This is a genomic window from Kangiella japonica (genome assembly GCF_039523535.1).
GTDB lineage: Bacteria > Pseudomonadota > Gammaproteobacteria > Enterobacterales > Kangiellaceae > Kangiella > Kangiella japonica.
Window position 1 is genome coordinate 655591 of record NZ_BAAAFM010000003.1, and the last position, 17256, is coordinate 672846.

General features: G+C 44.0%; 18 protein-coding genes. 10 read left to right on the forward strand and 8 right to left on the reverse strand.

Features of this window, described 5'->3' with window-relative positions; genetic code table 11:
• The first annotated feature begins 11 nt into the window (after positions 1-11).
• The 3 genes from spoT to trmH are packed head-to-tail and all read left to right on the forward strand — an operon-like array spanning position 12 to position 3237.
• On the forward strand, positions 12-2168 hold the full coding sequence (gene spoT, locus ABD128_RS06500; protein WP_343988248.1) for a bifunctional GTP diphosphokinase/guanosine-3',5'-bis pyrophosphate 3'-pyrophosphohydrolase: 2157 nt from the start codon (positions 12-14) through the stop codon (positions 2166-2168).
• Positions 2149-2532 carry a RidA family protein gene (locus ABD128_RS06505; protein WP_343988251.1) on the forward strand — a complete coding sequence of 128 codons (384 nt, stop codon included), beginning with the start codon at positions 2149-2151 and terminating at the stop codon, positions 2530-2532. The genes spoT and ABD128_RS06505 overlap by 20 nt, the downstream gene beginning before the upstream one ends.
• Positions 2533-2550: 18 nt before the next feature.
• The gene (trmH, locus tag ABD128_RS06510) at positions 2551-3237 is read left to right on the forward strand and encodes a tRNA (guanosine(18)-2'-O)-methyltransferase TrmH (RefSeq protein ID WP_343989375.1); all 687 of its coding nucleotides are present in this window, start codon (positions 2551-2553) and stop codon (positions 3235-3237) included.
• 59 nt (positions 3238-3296) lie between these two features.
• Here the strand turns inward: trmH and ABD128_RS06515 are convergent, their stop codons facing one another.
• The gene (locus ABD128_RS06515) at positions 3297-4211 is read right to left on the reverse strand and encodes a hypothetical protein (protein WP_343988254.1); all 915 of its coding nucleotides are present in this window, start codon (positions 4209-4211) and stop codon (positions 3297-3299) included.
• 9 nt (positions 4212-4220) lie between these two features.
• Entirely contained in the window at positions 4221-5186 is a 966-nt protein-coding gene (locus ABD128_RS06520) for a GlxA family transcriptional regulator (RefSeq protein ID WP_343988258.1), read from the reverse strand.
• A gap of 194 nt (positions 5187-5380) precedes the next feature.
• Between ABD128_RS06520 and ABD128_RS06525 the strand changes: the two genes are divergently transcribed.
• The 7 genes from ABD128_RS06525 (at position 5381) to ABD128_RS06555 (ending at position 12947) form a co-directional block, all read left to right on the forward strand.
• Positions 5381-6613, forward strand: a complete 1233-nt coding sequence (locus tag ABD128_RS06525) for a DUF418 domain-containing protein (RefSeq protein WP_343988261.1) — start codon at positions 5381-5383, stop codon at positions 6611-6613.
• Positions 6613-7443 carry a methyltransferase domain-containing protein gene (locus tag ABD128_RS06530; protein WP_343988264.1) on the forward strand — a complete coding sequence of 277 codons (831 nt, stop codon included), beginning with the start codon at positions 6613-6615 and terminating at the stop codon, positions 7441-7443. The genes ABD128_RS06525 and ABD128_RS06530 overlap by 1 nt, the downstream gene beginning before the upstream one ends.
• A 55-nt stretch (positions 7444-7498) precedes the next feature.
• Positions 7499-8416: a hydrogen peroxide-inducible genes activator gene (locus ABD128_RS06535; protein ID WP_343988267.1), complete on the forward strand. Its 918-nt coding sequence runs from the start codon at positions 7499-7501 to the stop codon at positions 8414-8416.
• Entirely contained in the window at positions 8416-10518 is a 2103-nt protein-coding gene (gene recG / locus ABD128_RS06540) for an ATP-dependent DNA helicase RecG (RefSeq protein ID WP_343988270.1), read from the forward strand. Before ABD128_RS06535 ends, recG begins: the two co-directional genes overlap by 1 nt.
• Before the next feature lie 335 nt (positions 10519-10853).
• Positions 10854-11831 carry a malate dehydrogenase gene (locus ABD128_RS06545; protein WP_343988273.1) on the forward strand — a complete coding sequence of 326 codons (978 nt, stop codon included), beginning with the start codon at positions 10854-10856 and terminating at the stop codon, positions 11829-11831.
• Between the two features lie 67 nt (positions 11832-11898).
• The gene (locus tag ABD128_RS06550; protein WP_343988276.1) at positions 11899-12408 is read left to right on the forward strand and encodes a GNAT family N-acetyltransferase; all 510 of its coding nucleotides are present in this window, start codon (positions 11899-11901) and stop codon (positions 12406-12408) included.
• A gap of 137 nt (positions 12409-12545) precedes the next feature.
• The gene (locus tag ABD128_RS06555; protein WP_343988280.1) at positions 12546-12947 is read left to right on the forward strand and encodes a YccF domain-containing protein; all 402 of its coding nucleotides are present in this window, start codon (positions 12546-12548) and stop codon (positions 12945-12947) included.
• A gap of 68 nt (positions 12948-13015) precedes the next feature.
• Here ABD128_RS06555 and ABD128_RS06560 read toward each other — a convergent pair whose 3' ends face one another.
• From ABD128_RS06560 to lgt, 6 genes are all read right to left on the reverse strand, one after another.
• Positions 13016-13402: a hypothetical protein gene (locus ABD128_RS06560; protein ID WP_343988283.1), complete on the reverse strand. Its 387-nt coding sequence runs from the start codon at positions 13400-13402 to the stop codon at positions 13016-13018.
• A gap of 52 nt (positions 13403-13454) precedes the next feature.
• Complete coding sequence (locus ABD128_RS06565) at positions 13455-13880, reverse strand: hotdog fold thioesterase (RefSeq protein ID WP_343988286.1); 426 nt, start codon at positions 13878-13880, stop codon at positions 13455-13457.
• Between the two features lie 90 nt (positions 13881-13970).
• Complete coding sequence (locus ABD128_RS06570; RefSeq protein ID WP_343988289.1) at positions 13971-14735, reverse strand: lysozyme inhibitor LprI family protein; 765 nt, start codon at positions 14733-14735, stop codon at positions 13971-13973.
• Between the two features lie 274 nt (positions 14736-15009).
• Positions 15010-15543 (reverse strand): type 3 dihydrofolate reductase, encoded by a 534-nt coding sequence (folA, locus tag ABD128_RS06575; RefSeq protein ID WP_343988291.1) that lies wholly within the window; start codon positions 15541-15543, stop codon positions 15010-15012.
• Position 15544: 1 nt separating this feature from the next.
• Positions 15545-16339 (reverse strand): thymidylate synthase, encoded by a 795-nt coding sequence (gene thyA / locus ABD128_RS06580; RefSeq protein ID WP_343988294.1) that lies wholly within the window; start codon positions 16337-16339, stop codon positions 15545-15547.
• A 115-nt stretch (positions 16340-16454) separates the two neighbouring features.
• Positions 16455-17237: a prolipoprotein diacylglyceryl transferase gene (gene lgt, locus ABD128_RS06585; RefSeq protein WP_343988297.1), complete on the reverse strand. Its 783-nt coding sequence runs from the start codon at positions 17235-17237 to the stop codon at positions 16455-16457.
• Positions 17238-17256 lie beyond the last annotated feature (19 nt).

The window sequence follows — 17256 nt, forward strand, 5'->3', positions numbered from 1 at the left end:
TCCTGATACGCATGTCCTATTTTGCTGATCTTAAAGACGTTCTTGAAACCTATCTAGAACCTAAACAAGTCTCAGATACGGAACGTGCTTATCAAGTCGCTGAGTGCGCACACGATGGACAGATGCGCTCCAGCGGCGATCCTTATATTACCCACCCAGTCGCCGCCGCTAACATTCTAGCGGAACTACATCTTGATCATCAGACCATCATGGCAGCTTTGATGCATGATGTGATTGAAGATTGTGACGTGACTAAGCAAGATTTAACCGAGCAGTTTGGTGAGACTGTGGCCGATCTGGTCGAGGGTGTGAGTAAGCTAACGCTAATCGACTTCCAGTCGAAAGAGCAGGCGCAAGCCGAAAACTTCCGCAAGATGATGATGGCCATGACGCAAGATATCCGCGTTATCCTCATTAAGCTGGCCGACCGCTTACACAATATGCAGACGCTTGGAGCACTACGCCCCGACAAACGTCGCAGAATTGCCCGCGAAACCCTCGAAATCTATGCACCCATTGCTAATCGTTTGGGTATTCACCGCATCAAGGAACAGTTGGAGCTTTTAGGCTTCGCTAACATGTATCCGATGCGCTACCGAATTCTCAAAGAGTCGGTAAAGAAGGTTCGTGGTCACCGTAAAGAAGTCGTCGAGAAAGTTACCAAACAACTTCGCGAACGCTTAAAAGATACCGGCTTGAAGTGCCAAGTTATTGGCCGCGAAAAAAGTTTATACAGCATTTATAAGAAAATGCGCGACAAAGTCGGCACCTTCGCAGAAGTTATGGATATTTATGCTTTCCGCGTGATTACCGATTCAGAAGATTCTTGTTACCGCTCTCTTGGCCAAATCCACAATTTATTCAAACCCATCCCAGGTCGCTTCAAAGATTACATCGCCATTCCTAAAGCTAACGGTTATCAATCGTTACATACGGTGTTGCGTAGTAAATCTGGCTTGCACCTAGAGGTTCAGATCCGTACAAACCTTATGGATCAGATGGCGGAGAATGGTGTTGCGGCACATTGGTTATACAAAACCGGTAACTCTACGCATCACGCCGAAACTAAGGCGCGCGAATGGTTACAAAGCTTGGTTGAGCTTCAACAAAACGTTGGCGATTCCATCGAGTTTATTGAAAACGTGAAGATTGATCTTTATCCAGACGAAGTTTATCTCTTCACGCCTAAGGGCAAAATTATTGAGCTACCAAAAGGCGCCACTCCGGTCGACTTTGCCTATGCAATTCATACCGACGTCGGTAACACCTGTATCGCCTGTAAGATTGATAAGCAGTTTTCACCGCTGAGCACACCTTTAGTTAATGGCCGCACGGTCGAAATTATTACGGCACCAGGTTCTCGCCCTAATCCCGCTTGGTTAAGCTATGCGGTTACTGGTAAAGCTCGAACTAATATTCGTAATTTCGTGAAAAATATGCGCCACGATGAAGCGGTTCATCTTGGCCGTCGTCTGCTTGAGCAGTCGCTGAAATTCTCGATCGAAGAAATTGACGAAGCGAAGCGCCAACACATTACTGAGGTCACTCGTTATCCAAGCTTTGATGATCTCTTAGCCGGTATCGGTCTTGGCAAAATAGCGAGCGCATTAGTGGCGCACCGCCTCACGAGTGATCAAAATAAATCCAAAGATACGGCTAAAGAAGTCGATTCAGACGAAGAGCGTTCACCGCTTGCGATTAAAGGCACCGAAGGTTTGGTGATTAAATACGCCCGTTGTTGCCAACCTATTCCAGGCGATCCAATCATGGCTTACGTTAGCCCTGGTCGTGGCTTCAATATCCACCGCGATAACTGCCCGAATATTCAGCGCGCGCACAAGCAAAATGATCACTATGTTCCCGTGGAATGGTCAGACGATTTAGAAGGTGACTTTACCACCGAGCTTCGATTGCACGTCTTTAACCAGCGCGGAGTACTGGCTCAGGTGACCAACATTATCGCCAATCAAGAAGGCAACATTATCAACATCGATATTAACGAACTCGATGGTGACGTTAATATTCTAACCTTCCGTGTTGGTGTTAAAAACCGCGTTCATCTAGCTTCTATTATTAAAAAATTACGAGTGATACCTTTTGTTAATAAAGTGTATCGCTACCCAGATATACAACCTAAAGGGCATAAACGTGTCGAAAACAGTCATTAATACCGATAAAGCACCAGCGGCTATCGGTACTTATTCACAGGCCGTTAAAACTGGCAACGTGGTTTACTTGTCAGGGCAGATTCCTCTAATTCCTGAAACTATGGAATTGGTTGAAAACTTTGACGAACAGGTGCATCAGGTTTTCAAAAACCTGTCTGCCGTTTGTCAGGCTGCTGGGGGTTCGCTGAATGAAATCTCAAAGCTCAATATCTTCATGCTCGATTTAGGCCACTTCGCGACGGTAAACGAGATTATGGCGCAATATTTTACTGAGCCATACCCAGCGCGCGCCGCTATTGGTGTTAAAGAACTACCTAAAGGCGCCCAAATCGAAATGGACGCTATCATGACTCTTGAGGACTAACCGTTGCAGCACCCGAGTATGACTGCTGATGGGAAAACCCGTTACGACAAAATCATTGAGCTTCTTTCCAACCGTCAGCCTGATCTGACGGTTTTCATGGATGAAGTGCATAAACCGCACAATCTGGCCGCCATTGTTCGCACCGCAGACGCAGTTGGTATTGGTCATGCCCACGCCGTATTTCCAGAAGGCGTTCGCTTTAGTGGTCACCATACTTCAAGCGGCAGTAAGCGTTGGGTTACTACGCACAAACACCCTGATTTAAAAACCGGTATCGCCGAAGTTAAATCTCAAGGTATGCAGGTGTTAGCCGCGCACTTTTCTGATAAAGCCGTGGACTTCCGAAGCATTGATTACACCAAGCCCACTTGCGTCTTGCTCGGCTCGGAGCTTGTTGGCGTGTCTGAAGAAGCCGCAGAACTGGCTGATGAGCACGTCATTATTCCAATGGTTGGAATGGTGCAATCGCTCAATGTTTCCGTCGCCGGAGCTTTGATTATGTATGAAGCACAGCGCCAACGCGCAGAAGCCAATATGTATGGCGAACTTAAAGTGCCTCAAGAAGAAATCGACTATATTCTTTTTAATGCGCTCCACCCCACCATTAAAAAATACTGCGATAAGCACAATATCCGCTACCCGCAACTCGATGACCGCGGCAATATTGACGACCCAGAATGGGACGAGTTACGAAAAAAGATTTAACCTAAAACTGGCAAGTCTTTTGCTATTCTCTTGCCAGTTAAATTATTTCCTCTTCTAAGTTACTCATACAAAAACTCAGCAGCGGCTTGGCTCATCGCACGGTAATTGTGTCCAACATTAGGCACAATATGCATAGACCAATTAAATATCTGCTTCTTGTTCTTAGCCAACAGTTTAGATTTTCCAAAAAAGTACTTCCCCCTAGATAGCCGACCAATTCCTTGTTTATCTATCACTGAGTTCCGAACTAAGTGACCTCTTGTCTCCTCATGGTTGTCCAGCTCCCCGAGAAAGACCGTTAGGTTATTTTTAAAACTTAATCCAATTTTTTCAGTACCTATAGGTGCACCCTTTAAACCATATGGAAATTGCTCAGTGTAATCGGGAACTGTATACCAGCCAGAGTTGCTTGCAAGAATTCTATTTGCTTTATTCTCAGGATAAAAAAGAGTAAGCCGGTGCAGAATTTGTCCTCCCGCAGAGTGACCAAACATATCATAAGTTTTGGCACTCATAGATAAGTCCTTAACTACCTTATCGAATATTCTATCAAAGTCTGGGTATATCCATTTATCAGCTTCCTCAACTACATCAAGGGATACGATAGCTGTACGTTCTTTGTTTATGACTACATTTTTTATCATCCCTGCTAAATTATAGCTCCAAAAGTTTGGGTAACTTTTTTCCGAATAACTCGGAGATAATACTAAAACATCATACTTTTCAGATGCTTTTTGCCATGCATCACGATAACTCCAACCATTCCTTCCTCCGCCAGGTACGACAAATACCACTTTAGTTTCTACGCTAAATGATGTCGGTTTATGATAATAAACCTTTATTGTCTTCTCTGGATGCTCTTTTCCACCTTGAATTTCAAAACTACCACTTCCTGTTGGTATTGATACATCTTTCCCATATACAGGTATCATAATTGCAATTGAATAAATCAATATTATCTTTAATAAGTTCATATAACTCTCTTAACCTACTTCGCTTGAAGAAAATACTTGTCTATATTTCAGTGGCGATATGGAATACCTTCTTTGGAATGCTCTTTTAAAGCCATCGTGAGATCTATAGCCTACTGATAAAGCAATTGCTTTGATGTTCTGTTCTGAGCTAACCAACAAGGTGCTTGCAACTTCCATACGCAACTCTTCAAGGTAATGCGCGGGAGGAAACCCTACCTCATTTATAAATACTCTATATAACTGACGCTCACTCATGTTTGCTCGATCAGCAATCATATCTACCGTTATCCTTTTTTCGAGGTTATCTTTAAGCCATTCCAACACTGTCAATAGACGTTTATCTTTGGGGCTTTGCAAACTCAATAGATCAGAGTATTGTTGCTGCGAGCCCGCTCTTCTTAAATACACCACCATATATTTAGCCACGTGCATTGCTGCCAATTTCCCGAGGTCTAATTCAATAAGTTTTAGCGTCAGATCGATGCATGAAGTCACACCTGCAGAGGACCAGTATTTATCGTCTTGAATGAATAAGCTGCTTTCATCCACTAGTAACTCTGGGAATTCACTCTTTAAGTCCTTAGCAAAAGCCCAATGAGTAGCAATTTTTGTCTTTTCAGGCAGACCTGCTTTTGCTAGCAGGAAAGCCCCTGTACAAATACTAACAACCCTTTCACTTTTTTCGATTAACTCCCTAAGTCTTTGCAATTCTTTCTGAGACAATGAATTCAGCCTAGCTCCTTTCCCTCCAGGAATAACAAGTGTATGGCACTCACCTAGCGAGTCCAAACTGCAGCAAGGCTTAATTTGTGTACCCGATTCGCTAACTACAATCTCATTGTTAATCCCCACAACTATTAAGCGATAGCTACCATTCACAAATTGATTGCCTTCATAGAAAGCCGTCTGTGAACCAGCCATATCGAGTAACTCCATACCCTCGTATACCAGAAAGGCGATCTTTTTTTCTTTCATCTCAAGCTCATTTCTTAGACTTCCAATAAATTATATTATAAATAACAGTGGCATAAATGACACCTGCACTACCATTTCTGCCAATTCAGTAAAAACATTTATCAAAAAATATACTAAGGTGGTTAATAACTTACGGCTGAAAAATTAGTTCATTGAAGCTATACTGCCAAAAAAATATATAACAAGGACTTGTCATGACTGCCACTACCCCCCTCTCACCAACCGAGGTAGCAGCTCGATATCACGCACTCGATCTGATTCGTGGTATTGCGGTGGCGGGTATTCTGATTATGAATATCTATGCTTTCGCCAATATATACGCCTATTATGTCAATCCAACGGCATTAGGCTCACCCTCCGATATCGATCTATTCACTTGGCTTGTGACACATATTTTCGCCGACCAAAAGTTTTATACGCTTTTCTCGATGTTGTTTGGTGCTGGAATCATGTTGATGGCGCAACGCGCTAAAGCTAATGACATGCCTAGCGCTGGCTTGCACTATAGGCGAATGTTCTGGTTACTCGTTTTCGGTTCTATTCATGCCATATTTATTTGGTACGGCGATATTCTGGTTACTTACGCCATTGCTGGGCTTTGGGTTTATTTTTTCGCTCGCAACACGGATGCTAAAACCAAACTAATCGTTGGCTCAATCTTTGTGACTATCATGATAGGGCTAATGAGTTTGCTCGCTCTTTTTGCTGGCGACGCACCAGCAGAAGATATGTCCGATATGATAAATATGTTCACTCCTTCGCCTGAATATATCGCGCAAGAAACCGCGGTGTATACGACCGATTATACTTCACAGCTTGCTCATCGTACTGAGTTCTTCCTGGCTAACCTTCCGATGATGGCGTTATTCTTCGGCCTCTTCAGAATCGGCGGCTCGATGTTACTCGGTATGGGTCTATATCAGCTAGGCATTTTAACGGCCGAGCGCAGCCGCTCTTTTTATATCAAGCTGATGCTGATCGGCTTTATCATCGGCTTTGGAATCACCGCTTATGATACTTACTCGCTACTAGAGTCAAAATTCGATCTGAACGCTTCTATGCTGTCCTTTATGTCACTCAATAGTATTGGTGCGGTTTTTGTGGCACTGGGTTATATCGCGGTATTTTGCTTATGGTTCAAGTCAAACAAATTCGCTGCATTTAGAAAGCGTCTTGAGGCAGTTGGTCGCATGGCATTTACCAATTACATTACACAAAGTATTATTTGCACGCTCATTTTTTATAGCCACGGTTTAGGCTTGTTTGGTCAACTCGATCGCTATCAGTTAATGATCATCGTCGCTGTTATTTTTATCGCACAACTACTATGGTCTCCTTGGTGGTTAGCGCGTTTCCACTTTGGTCCCCTCGAATGGTTGTGGCGTAGTCTCAGTTACGGCCGTAAACAACCTTTTAGGAAAGTTTAATGCAAGATATTGATAGTCCTCTGATTCTCGACGTTCGCCCGCATAATCATTATTTAAGCGGACACCTTCCGGGGGCCGTGCATTTTAATCTTTTAGACGGGCCGGACTTATGGCACGAACTTCCGCCTAAGAACATTCCGCTGCACCTTTGTGTGTTAAAAGAGCAAGCTGAGACTGCGATTCAACTGCTTAACCAACACCGATATGAAGTTGTTAAAGTAACGACTCATGAGGAATTGGCTAAGTTGGAACTCAACACAGGCGTTGGTAGCAATCGTTCTTGGCGCGGCAACCCTCTCTTGGAGCATCATGCAGATTTACTGAAGTGCACAATTGATTCTGATCTAGAGAAACCGCTCGCTCTCGATATAGGCTGTGGTTCTGGGCGCGATAGTATTTTGTTAGCCCAGCTTGGTTTTCGCGTTATTGCCATTGATAACCAAGCCAAGGCGCTAGACCGCCTGAAAACCTCAGCCGAGCATTGGAACGTTTCGGTTAGCACCCTGTTAATGGACTGCAAAAATCAGCTGGAAGACACCATAGAGTTTATCACTCAACAACAGCCTGCGTTAATCATGCAGAGCCGCTTTCTCTACCGACCGTTGCTTGATGTCTATAAAGAATACCTGCCAGTACACAGCAAAGTAGCTATTCATACCTTCCTAGAGGGTGCGGCTGATTTTGGTAGCCCTAAAAATCCGAACTTTTTGCTCAAAAACAATGAATTAGCGGAACGATTCGCGAATTGGTCAATCCTACTCGATCAAGTCCACACACTCGATGATGGACGTCCTTTGTCTTTATTTGTGGCGCAGAAAGTCTCGTTCTAAAGCGGTTGACTTGTCGCGCTTAGACCACGATCATAATAGGCAGAGGCTATCAATTATGACACTAACAGAGTTTAAATATATTGTTGCTGTAGCGCGCGAACGTCACTTTGGACGTGCGGCTGAAGCATGTTTTGTCAGCCAACCGACACTCAGCGTTGGCGTAAAAAAATTAGAGCAACAGCTTGGTATTGCGATCTTTGAACGCAGTAAATCTGACGTCCGCACCACGCCACAAGGCGAGTTGGTGGTCGAGCAGGCGCAGCGTATTCTTGAACAGGTCAGCCAGCTTAAGCAAATCGCCAAGGTTAATTCCGATCAGCTAGATGGCCCACTTAAAATTGGTGCCATTTTTACCATTGGCCCCTACTTATTGCCTTCACTGATACCCCAGTTGCGCGAATTAGCACCCAAAATGCCACTTCATATAGATGAAGACTATACTCACAACTTAAGAACGAAGCTGCGTAATGGTGAAGTGGATGCAATCATCGTAGCTTTACCATTCGTCGAGCCAGAAGTTGAAGTGGTTCCTCTTTATCAAGAAGAATTCATCGCCCTACTCCCTGAAAAGCATCCGTGGGTAAAGCGTGAAACTTTAGCTATTTCAGATATCGCCGACGAAGTAATGATTATGCTCGGTGCGGGCCACTGCTTCCGCGATCAAGTTTTAGAGTCTTGTCCACAATGTCGCGATAACAGCCTTAACCCCCAAAAAGACTGGATTACTGGTAGCTCGATCGAAACGATCAGACAGATGGTCGCGAGTGGTTTAGGTATTAGTGTCATTCCTAAATCGGCCGCCGACTTTCATAATGAAAAATTGGGCTTAGTCACGCGCGAGTTTGATCAGCCTAAACCAAGCCGCCAAGTAGCGCTAGCTTACCGCAGAAGCTTCCCTCGTAAAAAAGCGCTGGAACTTATAAAACAGGGGTTAAACAATATTGAGGTTCCAGGAACTCGGCTAATTGAATAATGGCTATCTCTAAACTCGCTTCCGACATTAATCTCGCCAAACTGGACTGCACCAGCTTAAAAGGTGTTGGCCCAAAACTTGCCGAGAAACTTGAACGTATTCATGTCCATAATGTTCTCGATTTATTGCTTCATCTGCCTAATCGCTACGAAGATCGCACCCAAATTAAAACTATAGCCAGTTTACAGGATGGCGATCGAGCACTGATTAAAGTTCAGGTTGAGATGAGTCAGGTCAAATTTGGCAAGCGCCGTTCTTTGGTCTGCCGAGCTAGCGATCAAACGTCCAGTATCGACTTTCGCTTTTTCTACTTTAATAAAAGCCAGCAGCAACGCTTAGAAAAAGGCGCTGAGTTCTATGCTTTTGGCGAAGTTCGACGTTTTGGTTATCAATGCTCAATGGTTCACCCTGAATTAACTCCAGTAGATTCCAATAACGCCGCACCCTTATTAGACAGCTTAACACCGGTTTATCCGACAACTGATGGCCTCCATCAAAACAGCCTGCGACAATTAACGCGACAAGCGGTTGAGCTACTGAAAAAACACCCGATTGATAACTTACTTCCTCAAGCGGTTCAACAACAATTTAAGCTTCCTGATATTAATAGCGCCTTAGCATGGATTCATACGCCACCTAAAGACGCCAAGCCTGAGGCACTACACAAGTTTAATTCGCCTTCGGCTAAGCGTTTAATTTGCGAAGAGCTGATCGCGCACCAACTGAGTATGATCCTGCAACGCAATAAACAGCAGCAACAGCTGGCTTTTGCCATGCAGGGCGCAGGTGAGTTACAGCGGAAATTATTAGAACAACTTCCCTTTACCCCTACGGCAGCACAAACTCGAGTCAGCGCTGAAATCATTAAAGATTTAAGTTCCGACAAGCCGATGCTTCGATTATTACAAGGCGACGTTGGCGCTGGTAAAACCTTAGTTGCCGCAATGGCTGCGCTGCAATCCATCGAAGCTGGATACCAAGTCGCAATCATGGCTCCAACTGAAATCCTAGCCGAACAACATTACTTATCTTTTTCCGGATGGATGGGTGAGTTGGGTATTAGTACCACTTTTTTAGTCAGCAAACTTCCGGCAAAAGACAAAAAAGCGGCTTTAGCTGAAATCGCTGAGGGAAAAAGCCAGCTTGTGATAGGAACTCATGCCCTGTTCCAGAAGGAAGTTCAGTACAAGAATTTAGGTTTTGCAATCATCGATGAACAGCACCGTTTTGGTGTAAACCAGCGATTAGCCCTTAAGCAAAAAGCACCGAACGGCTATCAGTTGCACCAACTTATGATGACCGCCACGCCTATTCCGCGCACGCTATCGATGACGGTCTACGCCGATATGGATGTGTCGACAATCGACGAGTTACCACCAGGGCGAACACCCGTACAGACGGTTGCGCTATCCGATCAAAGGCGCGAACAAGTTATCCAACGAATTGCGACAGCTTGTCAGCAAGAAAACCGCCAAGTTTATTGGGTCTGCACGCTGATTGATGAATCGGAAGAGGTTCAATGCCAAGCCGCTGAAACTACGGCTAATCAACTTTCAGAGCAATTGCCTAATTTAAAAGTTGGTTTAGTCCACGGACGCCTAAAAAGCGAGCAAAAGCAGATGGTGATGGATAAGTTCAAGCAAAATGAGCTTGATATTTTGGTCGCCACCACCGTTATAGAAGTTGGTGTGGACGTGCCGAACGCCAGCTTGATGATCATCGAGAATCCAGAACGCCTAGGTTTATCACAACTTCACCAACTGCGTGGGCGTGTTGGTCGTGGCTCCGTCGAAAGCCACTGTGTATTACTTTATCAGCAACCGTTATCCAATAATGCAAAAGCTCGAATTCAAGTCATGCGTGACACTAATGATGGCTTTGTGATTGCAGAAGAAGATCTTAAATTACGTGGTCCGGGTGAATTACTCGGAACACGCCAAACCGGTGACGTTGGCCTGCGTTTTGCAGATTTAGTGCGCGATGCTGAGCTCGTGGAAGAACTTCAACAAGTCGCCAAACAGTTAGCGCATGAATCGCCAAAAGTCGCTCAAAAGATTAGCCAACGCTGGCTTGGCTCACGACAAGAGTTTGCTGACGTTTAGTGATAGTCGCACTTACAATCTCAACCGTTTGTCACCTCTCAATGCCTACATTACGAGGGAGTAGCGCGACCGTGGTAATCTTATTGCTATGTCATCCTGAATTTTATTCAAGATCTCGCTTTAATTGCTTTTAAAGCCGCCCACTTTTTACGAGCAATCCGAAATACTCATAGCTGCCAATTTAAAAGCTCTGACACTCATTACAATTATTCATGGTAACCCCATAAAAATCACTTACAAGCCCATCATCAAACCCTCTAGTTATGGGATTTACAGCACTTTTATGTTAAAGTTGCGCCTTAATTAAGACATCCATTAACGATGAGGATTCAGGAATGAAAGAGCCTGTTCGCGTTACGGTAACCGGAGCAGCCGGTCAAATTTGTTATTCTTTACTTTTCCGCATTGCCAGCGGTGAAATGCTAGGCAAAGATCAACCAGTTATTTTAAACCTATTAGAAATCACTCCAGCACTAAAAGTCTGCGAAGCGGTAGCTATGGAGCTAAACGACTGCGCATTCCCATTAGTAAAAGACGTGGTTGTAACTGACGATCCAGCAGTTGCTTTCAAAGATTCTAAGATTGGCTTGATGGTTGGCGCTAAGCCACGTGGCCCAGGCATGGAGCGTAAAGACCTTATCGCTGATAACGGCAAAATCTTCAGTTCACTAGGTAAAGTGATTGATGAAGTTGCTGATAAGAACATCCGCATCTGTGTTGTTGGTAACCCAGCAAACACTAACGCTTATATCTTGGCTGCGAACGCACCAAGCATTAACCAGCGTAACATCACGGCTCTAACACGTCTTGACCACAACCGCGCAATCTATCAGCTTGCTGAAAAGTCTGGTACTGATATTGCAGCTGTTAAGAAAATGACAATCTGGGGTAACCACTCAGTGACTCAGGTTCCAGACATCACTTTCACGCAAATCAACGGCTCAAATGCTGCCGACATGGTTGATGCTACTTGGGCTAAAGAAGAGTTCATCCCAACAGTTGCTAAGCGTGGCGCAGCAGTAATCGCAGCTCGTGGTGCGTCTTCAGCAGCATCAGCAGCTAACGCGATTCTTGATCACATGCGTGATTGGGTCCTAGGTTCTGAGTCTGACGATTGGGTTTCTATGGCAGTTCCTTCAGACGGCAGCTATGGCGTCGAAAAAGGTCTTATCTACTCTTACCCAGTAGTTTGCAAAGACGGCGACTACGAAATCGTTCAAGACCTAGAAGTATCTGATTTCATCAAAGGTAAAATGGTTGAATCAGAAGCTGAACTTAAAGAAGAACGCGATACAGTAGCAGACTTACTGTAAGCACTTTCTTTTTATTAAAAGCCAGCGTATCGTAAGGTATGCTGGCTTTTTTGTTTAATACTTTCCCATGATTATTACCCAAACCGAGCGTTTAACCATTCGTTATATAGAAGACAAAGATGCTTCTTTCCTGTTAGATCTTTATAACCAACCAGCTTTTCTAAAGAATATAGGCGATCGTGGCGTTCACGACCTAGGTAGCGCACAAGAATTTATCAAGAGCACTCGACAGCGTTATGAACAATTCGGTTTTTGGCTGTATCTACTTGAAGAAATTTCTACCGGCCAACCTGTTGGCGTTAATGGGTTATTACAGCGCGATTTTCTTGATGCACCTGACATCGGCTTTGGTATTGATCAAAAGCATTGGCGCAAAGGTTATGCTTTTGAATCAAGTCAAGCCATAATCAAGCATGCTAGTGACTTTAGCTATGAAAGGTTACTCGCCATCACCAGCCCAAAAAACGCAAACTCGATAAATCTGCTCTTAAAACTCGGTTTCGACTTTTCAAAGTTTGACGACTTAGAAGGTCGTGGAGAGCAAGTTAATCTCTATGAAATCAACCTATTAAGCTAATCCAGATTGGTTTTATACAGACACATTTACTAACACTTGCGCACTGTTTGTTGCGACTTGTTACTACTCAAACACATATTTCTGGTATTAAATAATAAGTACGAAACTTTTAGTAACTACCTAATTAAGGAAACTCGATGTCACTACTACTAAATATTCTTTGGCTTATCTTTGGCGGCTTTTTCGTTTCGATGGGCTATATTGCGGGTGGTATCGCTTTGTGCTTCACCATTATCGGGATTCCATGGGGCGTACAGTGCTTTAAGCTTGCTATTTTTTCCCTATTTCCATTCGGACAAGATACGCGCATGGCCGAGCGCCCCGCTTCGCAGGATTTAATCAATGTCATCTTAAATATTATATGGCTAATCTTTGGCGGGATCTGGATCATGATTAACCATCTGTTCTGGGGCGTGGTGCTGTGTATTACCATTATCGGTATACCCTTCGGTATACAGCACTTTAAAATGGTTAAGATTGCATTGTGGCCATTTGGTAGAGAAATCTACGGGCTCAGAAATGGCGAGAGATTGTTCTAACAATCAAGATTATTTCGGTGCTGGGTATCTTTTTATGCTCAGCACCGAAACTGGCTAACAATTAAGAGTTAAGAATCATCCTTTTCTATAAATGATTTATTTAATAGCTCATCCTTAGTCAGCAAGGTACGAGACTCTGGTATAAATATCTTTCTCGCACCACCCCCTAGAATAGCTTCTTTAAAAACCCGTAATTCTATTTGAGTATAACCCCCTTCTACTTCGTCAAGAAGGTGCAGAAAGGCAACTGGTGCAGGTCTGAATAGCCTCCTGCCTCCCAACTCACTAATAACCTCAGTGAATATTCTTTCCAACTCTTCAAAGTTTCCAACTGGGGTTCGAGGATGCGCAGCTGGCTTTAAACTCTTCTCAACCGTTCTCCCGCTCTTGAGTTCTGTCGCCTTCAACTTTCCTTGTGTTACCACTAAATATAGATAGTTGCCTAATCCAAACATTTTACTTCCTTAATCTTAATCCATGTTTTTCTTTCTTGTATTATTGGCTCTATTATCTTTTCTTTACTACAGCCAATGTTAAGCGCGAAATACAGCTAAGTTTATTATTCGAATCGTACAACTTAATTTCCCAAACCTGCGATTTACTGCCTGCATGAACCTGCTCGGCACGCCCTCGAACAACACCTGATCGAACACCTCTGAGATGATTGCCGTTAACTTCTTGCCCAACGCAAATATACTTATCGGGATCAATGGTTAGCATACCGCCAATCGAACCTAGCGTTTCAGCCAAAACAATATTGGCACCGCCGTGGACTAAGCCATAAGGCTGGAACGTTCGGTGATCTGCAGGCATGGTGCCCTCTAGATAGTCATCACCGACTTCTGTGACTTCAATCCCTATGTGCTCTAAAAGCGTTCCCTTGCTCCAACTATTTATTTCTTCTAAATCAGGCTTTTTAAACCAAATACTCACTACACACTCCGATAGATCAATTTTCCAAAGCTCTCAAACAGAGCTGAATTAGGGGCATTATGCAAGGGAGGATCCAAAGACTCAACCCTGCTATATTGAAACCGGTTCTCTTTTTACTAATGGAGTTAAATCCGTTATGCAGCCAGCGAGCTCAAACGCGCGCGTATCTTCTGGGATTTTTTTAACACACTCTAAAGCCTTTTCTATTCGCTGTGACCGGTCCTGTGTCAGCTCTAACTCACACTCGTTCGCATAGGTTGAAGGCCAGCTTCCTCCCGCGCCAGTAAGCGCTCCAATTAATGTACACTCGTCACCTCTATATTTTTCCCAAGAGGTTTGCTGAGTCTTTAATGCTAAGGCGATGCGTCTTGTTGAAGTATAGCTTGATGAGTTAGATATCAACGTTAATAACTGCTCGTGCATTGAATTCATGGTACTCGTAAGTTCCTCTAACTCATGCACAATAGTCAGCCCTGTATGCATTGCGCTTCCTTCAGGCCAACACTCTGGACGGTCGGTGCAACTTGCAAGTTCTTTTGCTTTATCTTTCTCTTTTTGAAGCCAATCGTTTAACTCTGCAACCCGTGTCATATATTTATCCATAATACAGGCTTCAGTCTGACAGCTGTTTCTTTCTCTTAGCCAAGCACGTTGCTCTGAATATAATTGGTGGTTAAACTTTGGGTGTTCTTTAATATCTTTATAGACAGCCGCTAGCGACTCATCCGCCTTCGAAATATCAGGATTATCACAAATCATTTTTTCAACATCTGTTTGTGCAAGCGAACAATCATAACTAGCAGGTTTAGCTGTTGTAGCCGTGAATAGCATGCAAATAATTATTATAAGTCTCACTTTGATTCCTTAGGAAAGTTGCAGTTGGTAATGAACGATTACTAGCTCAGCCTTTTTTTGGGAGCAAATCTGTACCATTTAATTTCTTTAATTGATAGGTTCTTGTCTTCATATTACATCTACTTGCTTACAGGCACTTAAATTAAGTTCTGTAATAAGCATGTTGTTTAAACTATAAAATTCTATTCCTGAACGTAAAATGAAACTGATATAGGTATATTACTATCCCACTAGCTATTGGATGTTGAAGTTTGAAAGCATCAGCTAATAATGGTTACTCGTTTACTCGATTTAACTCAACAAACTGGTAATGAAATTTGTTTTTCTCATCTGGCTGGTGCTTTTCGCGCGAGACTTCTTTCCACTGATGATGCGTCCAGTCGGGGAAGCGCGCGTCGCCGTCTACGTCGAGGTCAATAAAGGTGAGGTAAAGCTTATCGGCTTGGTCGATCATTTGGCCATAAATATTTGCGCCACCGATGATCATGATTTCTTTTTCGCTCTGCGCTATTTCAAGAGCAGCATCGAGACTGGTCACGACCTCGCAGTGCTCATTGTGGAAGTCAGAACGATAGTTGGGGTTACGGCTGATGATAATATTTTTACGGCCAGGCAATACCATGCCAATCGACTCATGGGTTTTGCGCCCCATGATGACTGGCTTGCCTAAAGTCATAGCTTTAAAGTGCTTTAAATCAGCCGGGAGGTGCCATGGCATTTTGTTGTCTTTACCAATGACTCGATCGTTCGCCATGGCGACGATTAAGCTAATTATTGGCTTCTTCTTTTCATCAAGAGACTTCGCCATATTACACCGCCACTGGTGCTTTAATGTGTGGATGACTCTCGTAGCCAACGATCTCAAAGTCTTCGAAGTCATAGTCAAACAATGAGTCAGGCTTACGTTTTATGTTGAGCTTTGGTAAAGGTAAAGGCTCACGGGATAACTGCTCTTTAGCCTGCTCAAAATGATTGCTATATAAATGCGTATCGCCGCCAGTCCATATAAATTCACCGACGTCTAGGCCTGCCTGCTCAGCCATCATGTGGGTCAGTAGTGCATAAGAGGCGATATTGAAAGGAACGCCTAGGAAGATATCCGCACTGCGCTGATACAGCTGGCACGATAACTTACCGTTTGCAACGTAAAACTGGAATAACGAGTGGCACGGCGGTAGCGCCATTTCATCGGCAACGCCAGGGTTATAGGCGACCACCATGAGGCGTCGGCTGTCTGGATTGTTCTTGATCTGTTCTAGGACATTGCTAATTTGGTCGATAGTCGTGCCGTCTGGTTTTTTCCAAGAACGCCATTGTTCGCCATAGACAGGACCAAGATCACCATTCTCGTCAGCCCAGTCGTCCCATATTGAAACGCCGTTATCCTTGAGATACTTGATATTGGTATCGCCATTTAAGAACCATAATAGTTCATAAATAATCGAGCGCAGATGTAGCTTCTTGGTTGTTACAAGCGGAAAGCCTTCTTGTAGGTCAAATCGCATCTGGTAGCCAAACACGCTACGAGTACCTGTTCCTGTTCTGTCGCCTTTATCTTCGCCATTTTCAAGTACATGGCTCATCATGTCTAAGTATTGTTTCATAAGATCCGCTTTATCATTAATTTTTCACAGTGTCAGTCTACAACCCATGAGTTCCTGAATCCAGTTCAGGATGACAGCCCTTAAATGTTCCCAGTCCTGTATGCACTACGCTGTTTTAAGGTTTCTTGTAGGCTTTAACCAACAGATACACACCAATCGCAATCATCGGGATGCAAAGAACCTGCCCCATTGTTAGCCAGGATATCACTTTACCCAAGTGGGCATCTGGTTCACGGAAGAACTCAACGCCGAAGCGGAACACTCCGTAACCAATTAAAAATACTGAGAAAACTGCTTTTCTTGGTCGTGGTTTTGCCGAGTAGAACCAGACTATTAAGAATAGAATTAAACCTTCAAAGATTGCCTGGTAAAGCTGAGACGGGTGACGCAATAGTCCAGCCGGATCTTGCGGAAAGCGTATCGCTAAGAAGTAGTCTGCAGATGCTTCGCGCCCCCATAGCTCACCATTAATAAAGTTGCCAATTCGGCCAAACATCAAGCCCAGTGGCACGAGTGGCACCATAAAATCGGCCACATCAAAGAAGGCTTTTTTGTTTTTACGCGAGAAATACCAACCAGCAGCGAGAACACCAAGCAGTCCACCATGGAACGACATGCCACCTTCCCAAATCTTAAAGATATAGAGTGCATCTTTAGCCCAGAATTCCAGTCCATAGAAGAACACATAGCCCAGTCGACCACCAACAATGACGCCGATAAAGCCATAAAACAAGAAGTCGGACACTTGCTCAGGCGTCCAGCCGGAATTTGGCTGTTTCGCTCGATAAGTTCCTAGGCCCCAGGCCGCTAAAAAGCCCAGCAAGTACATAAAGCCATACCAATGCAAAGCGACAGGGCCGATTTCAAACATTACTGGGTCAATTCTTGGAAAATCCATACAAGTCTCTTTAACTATT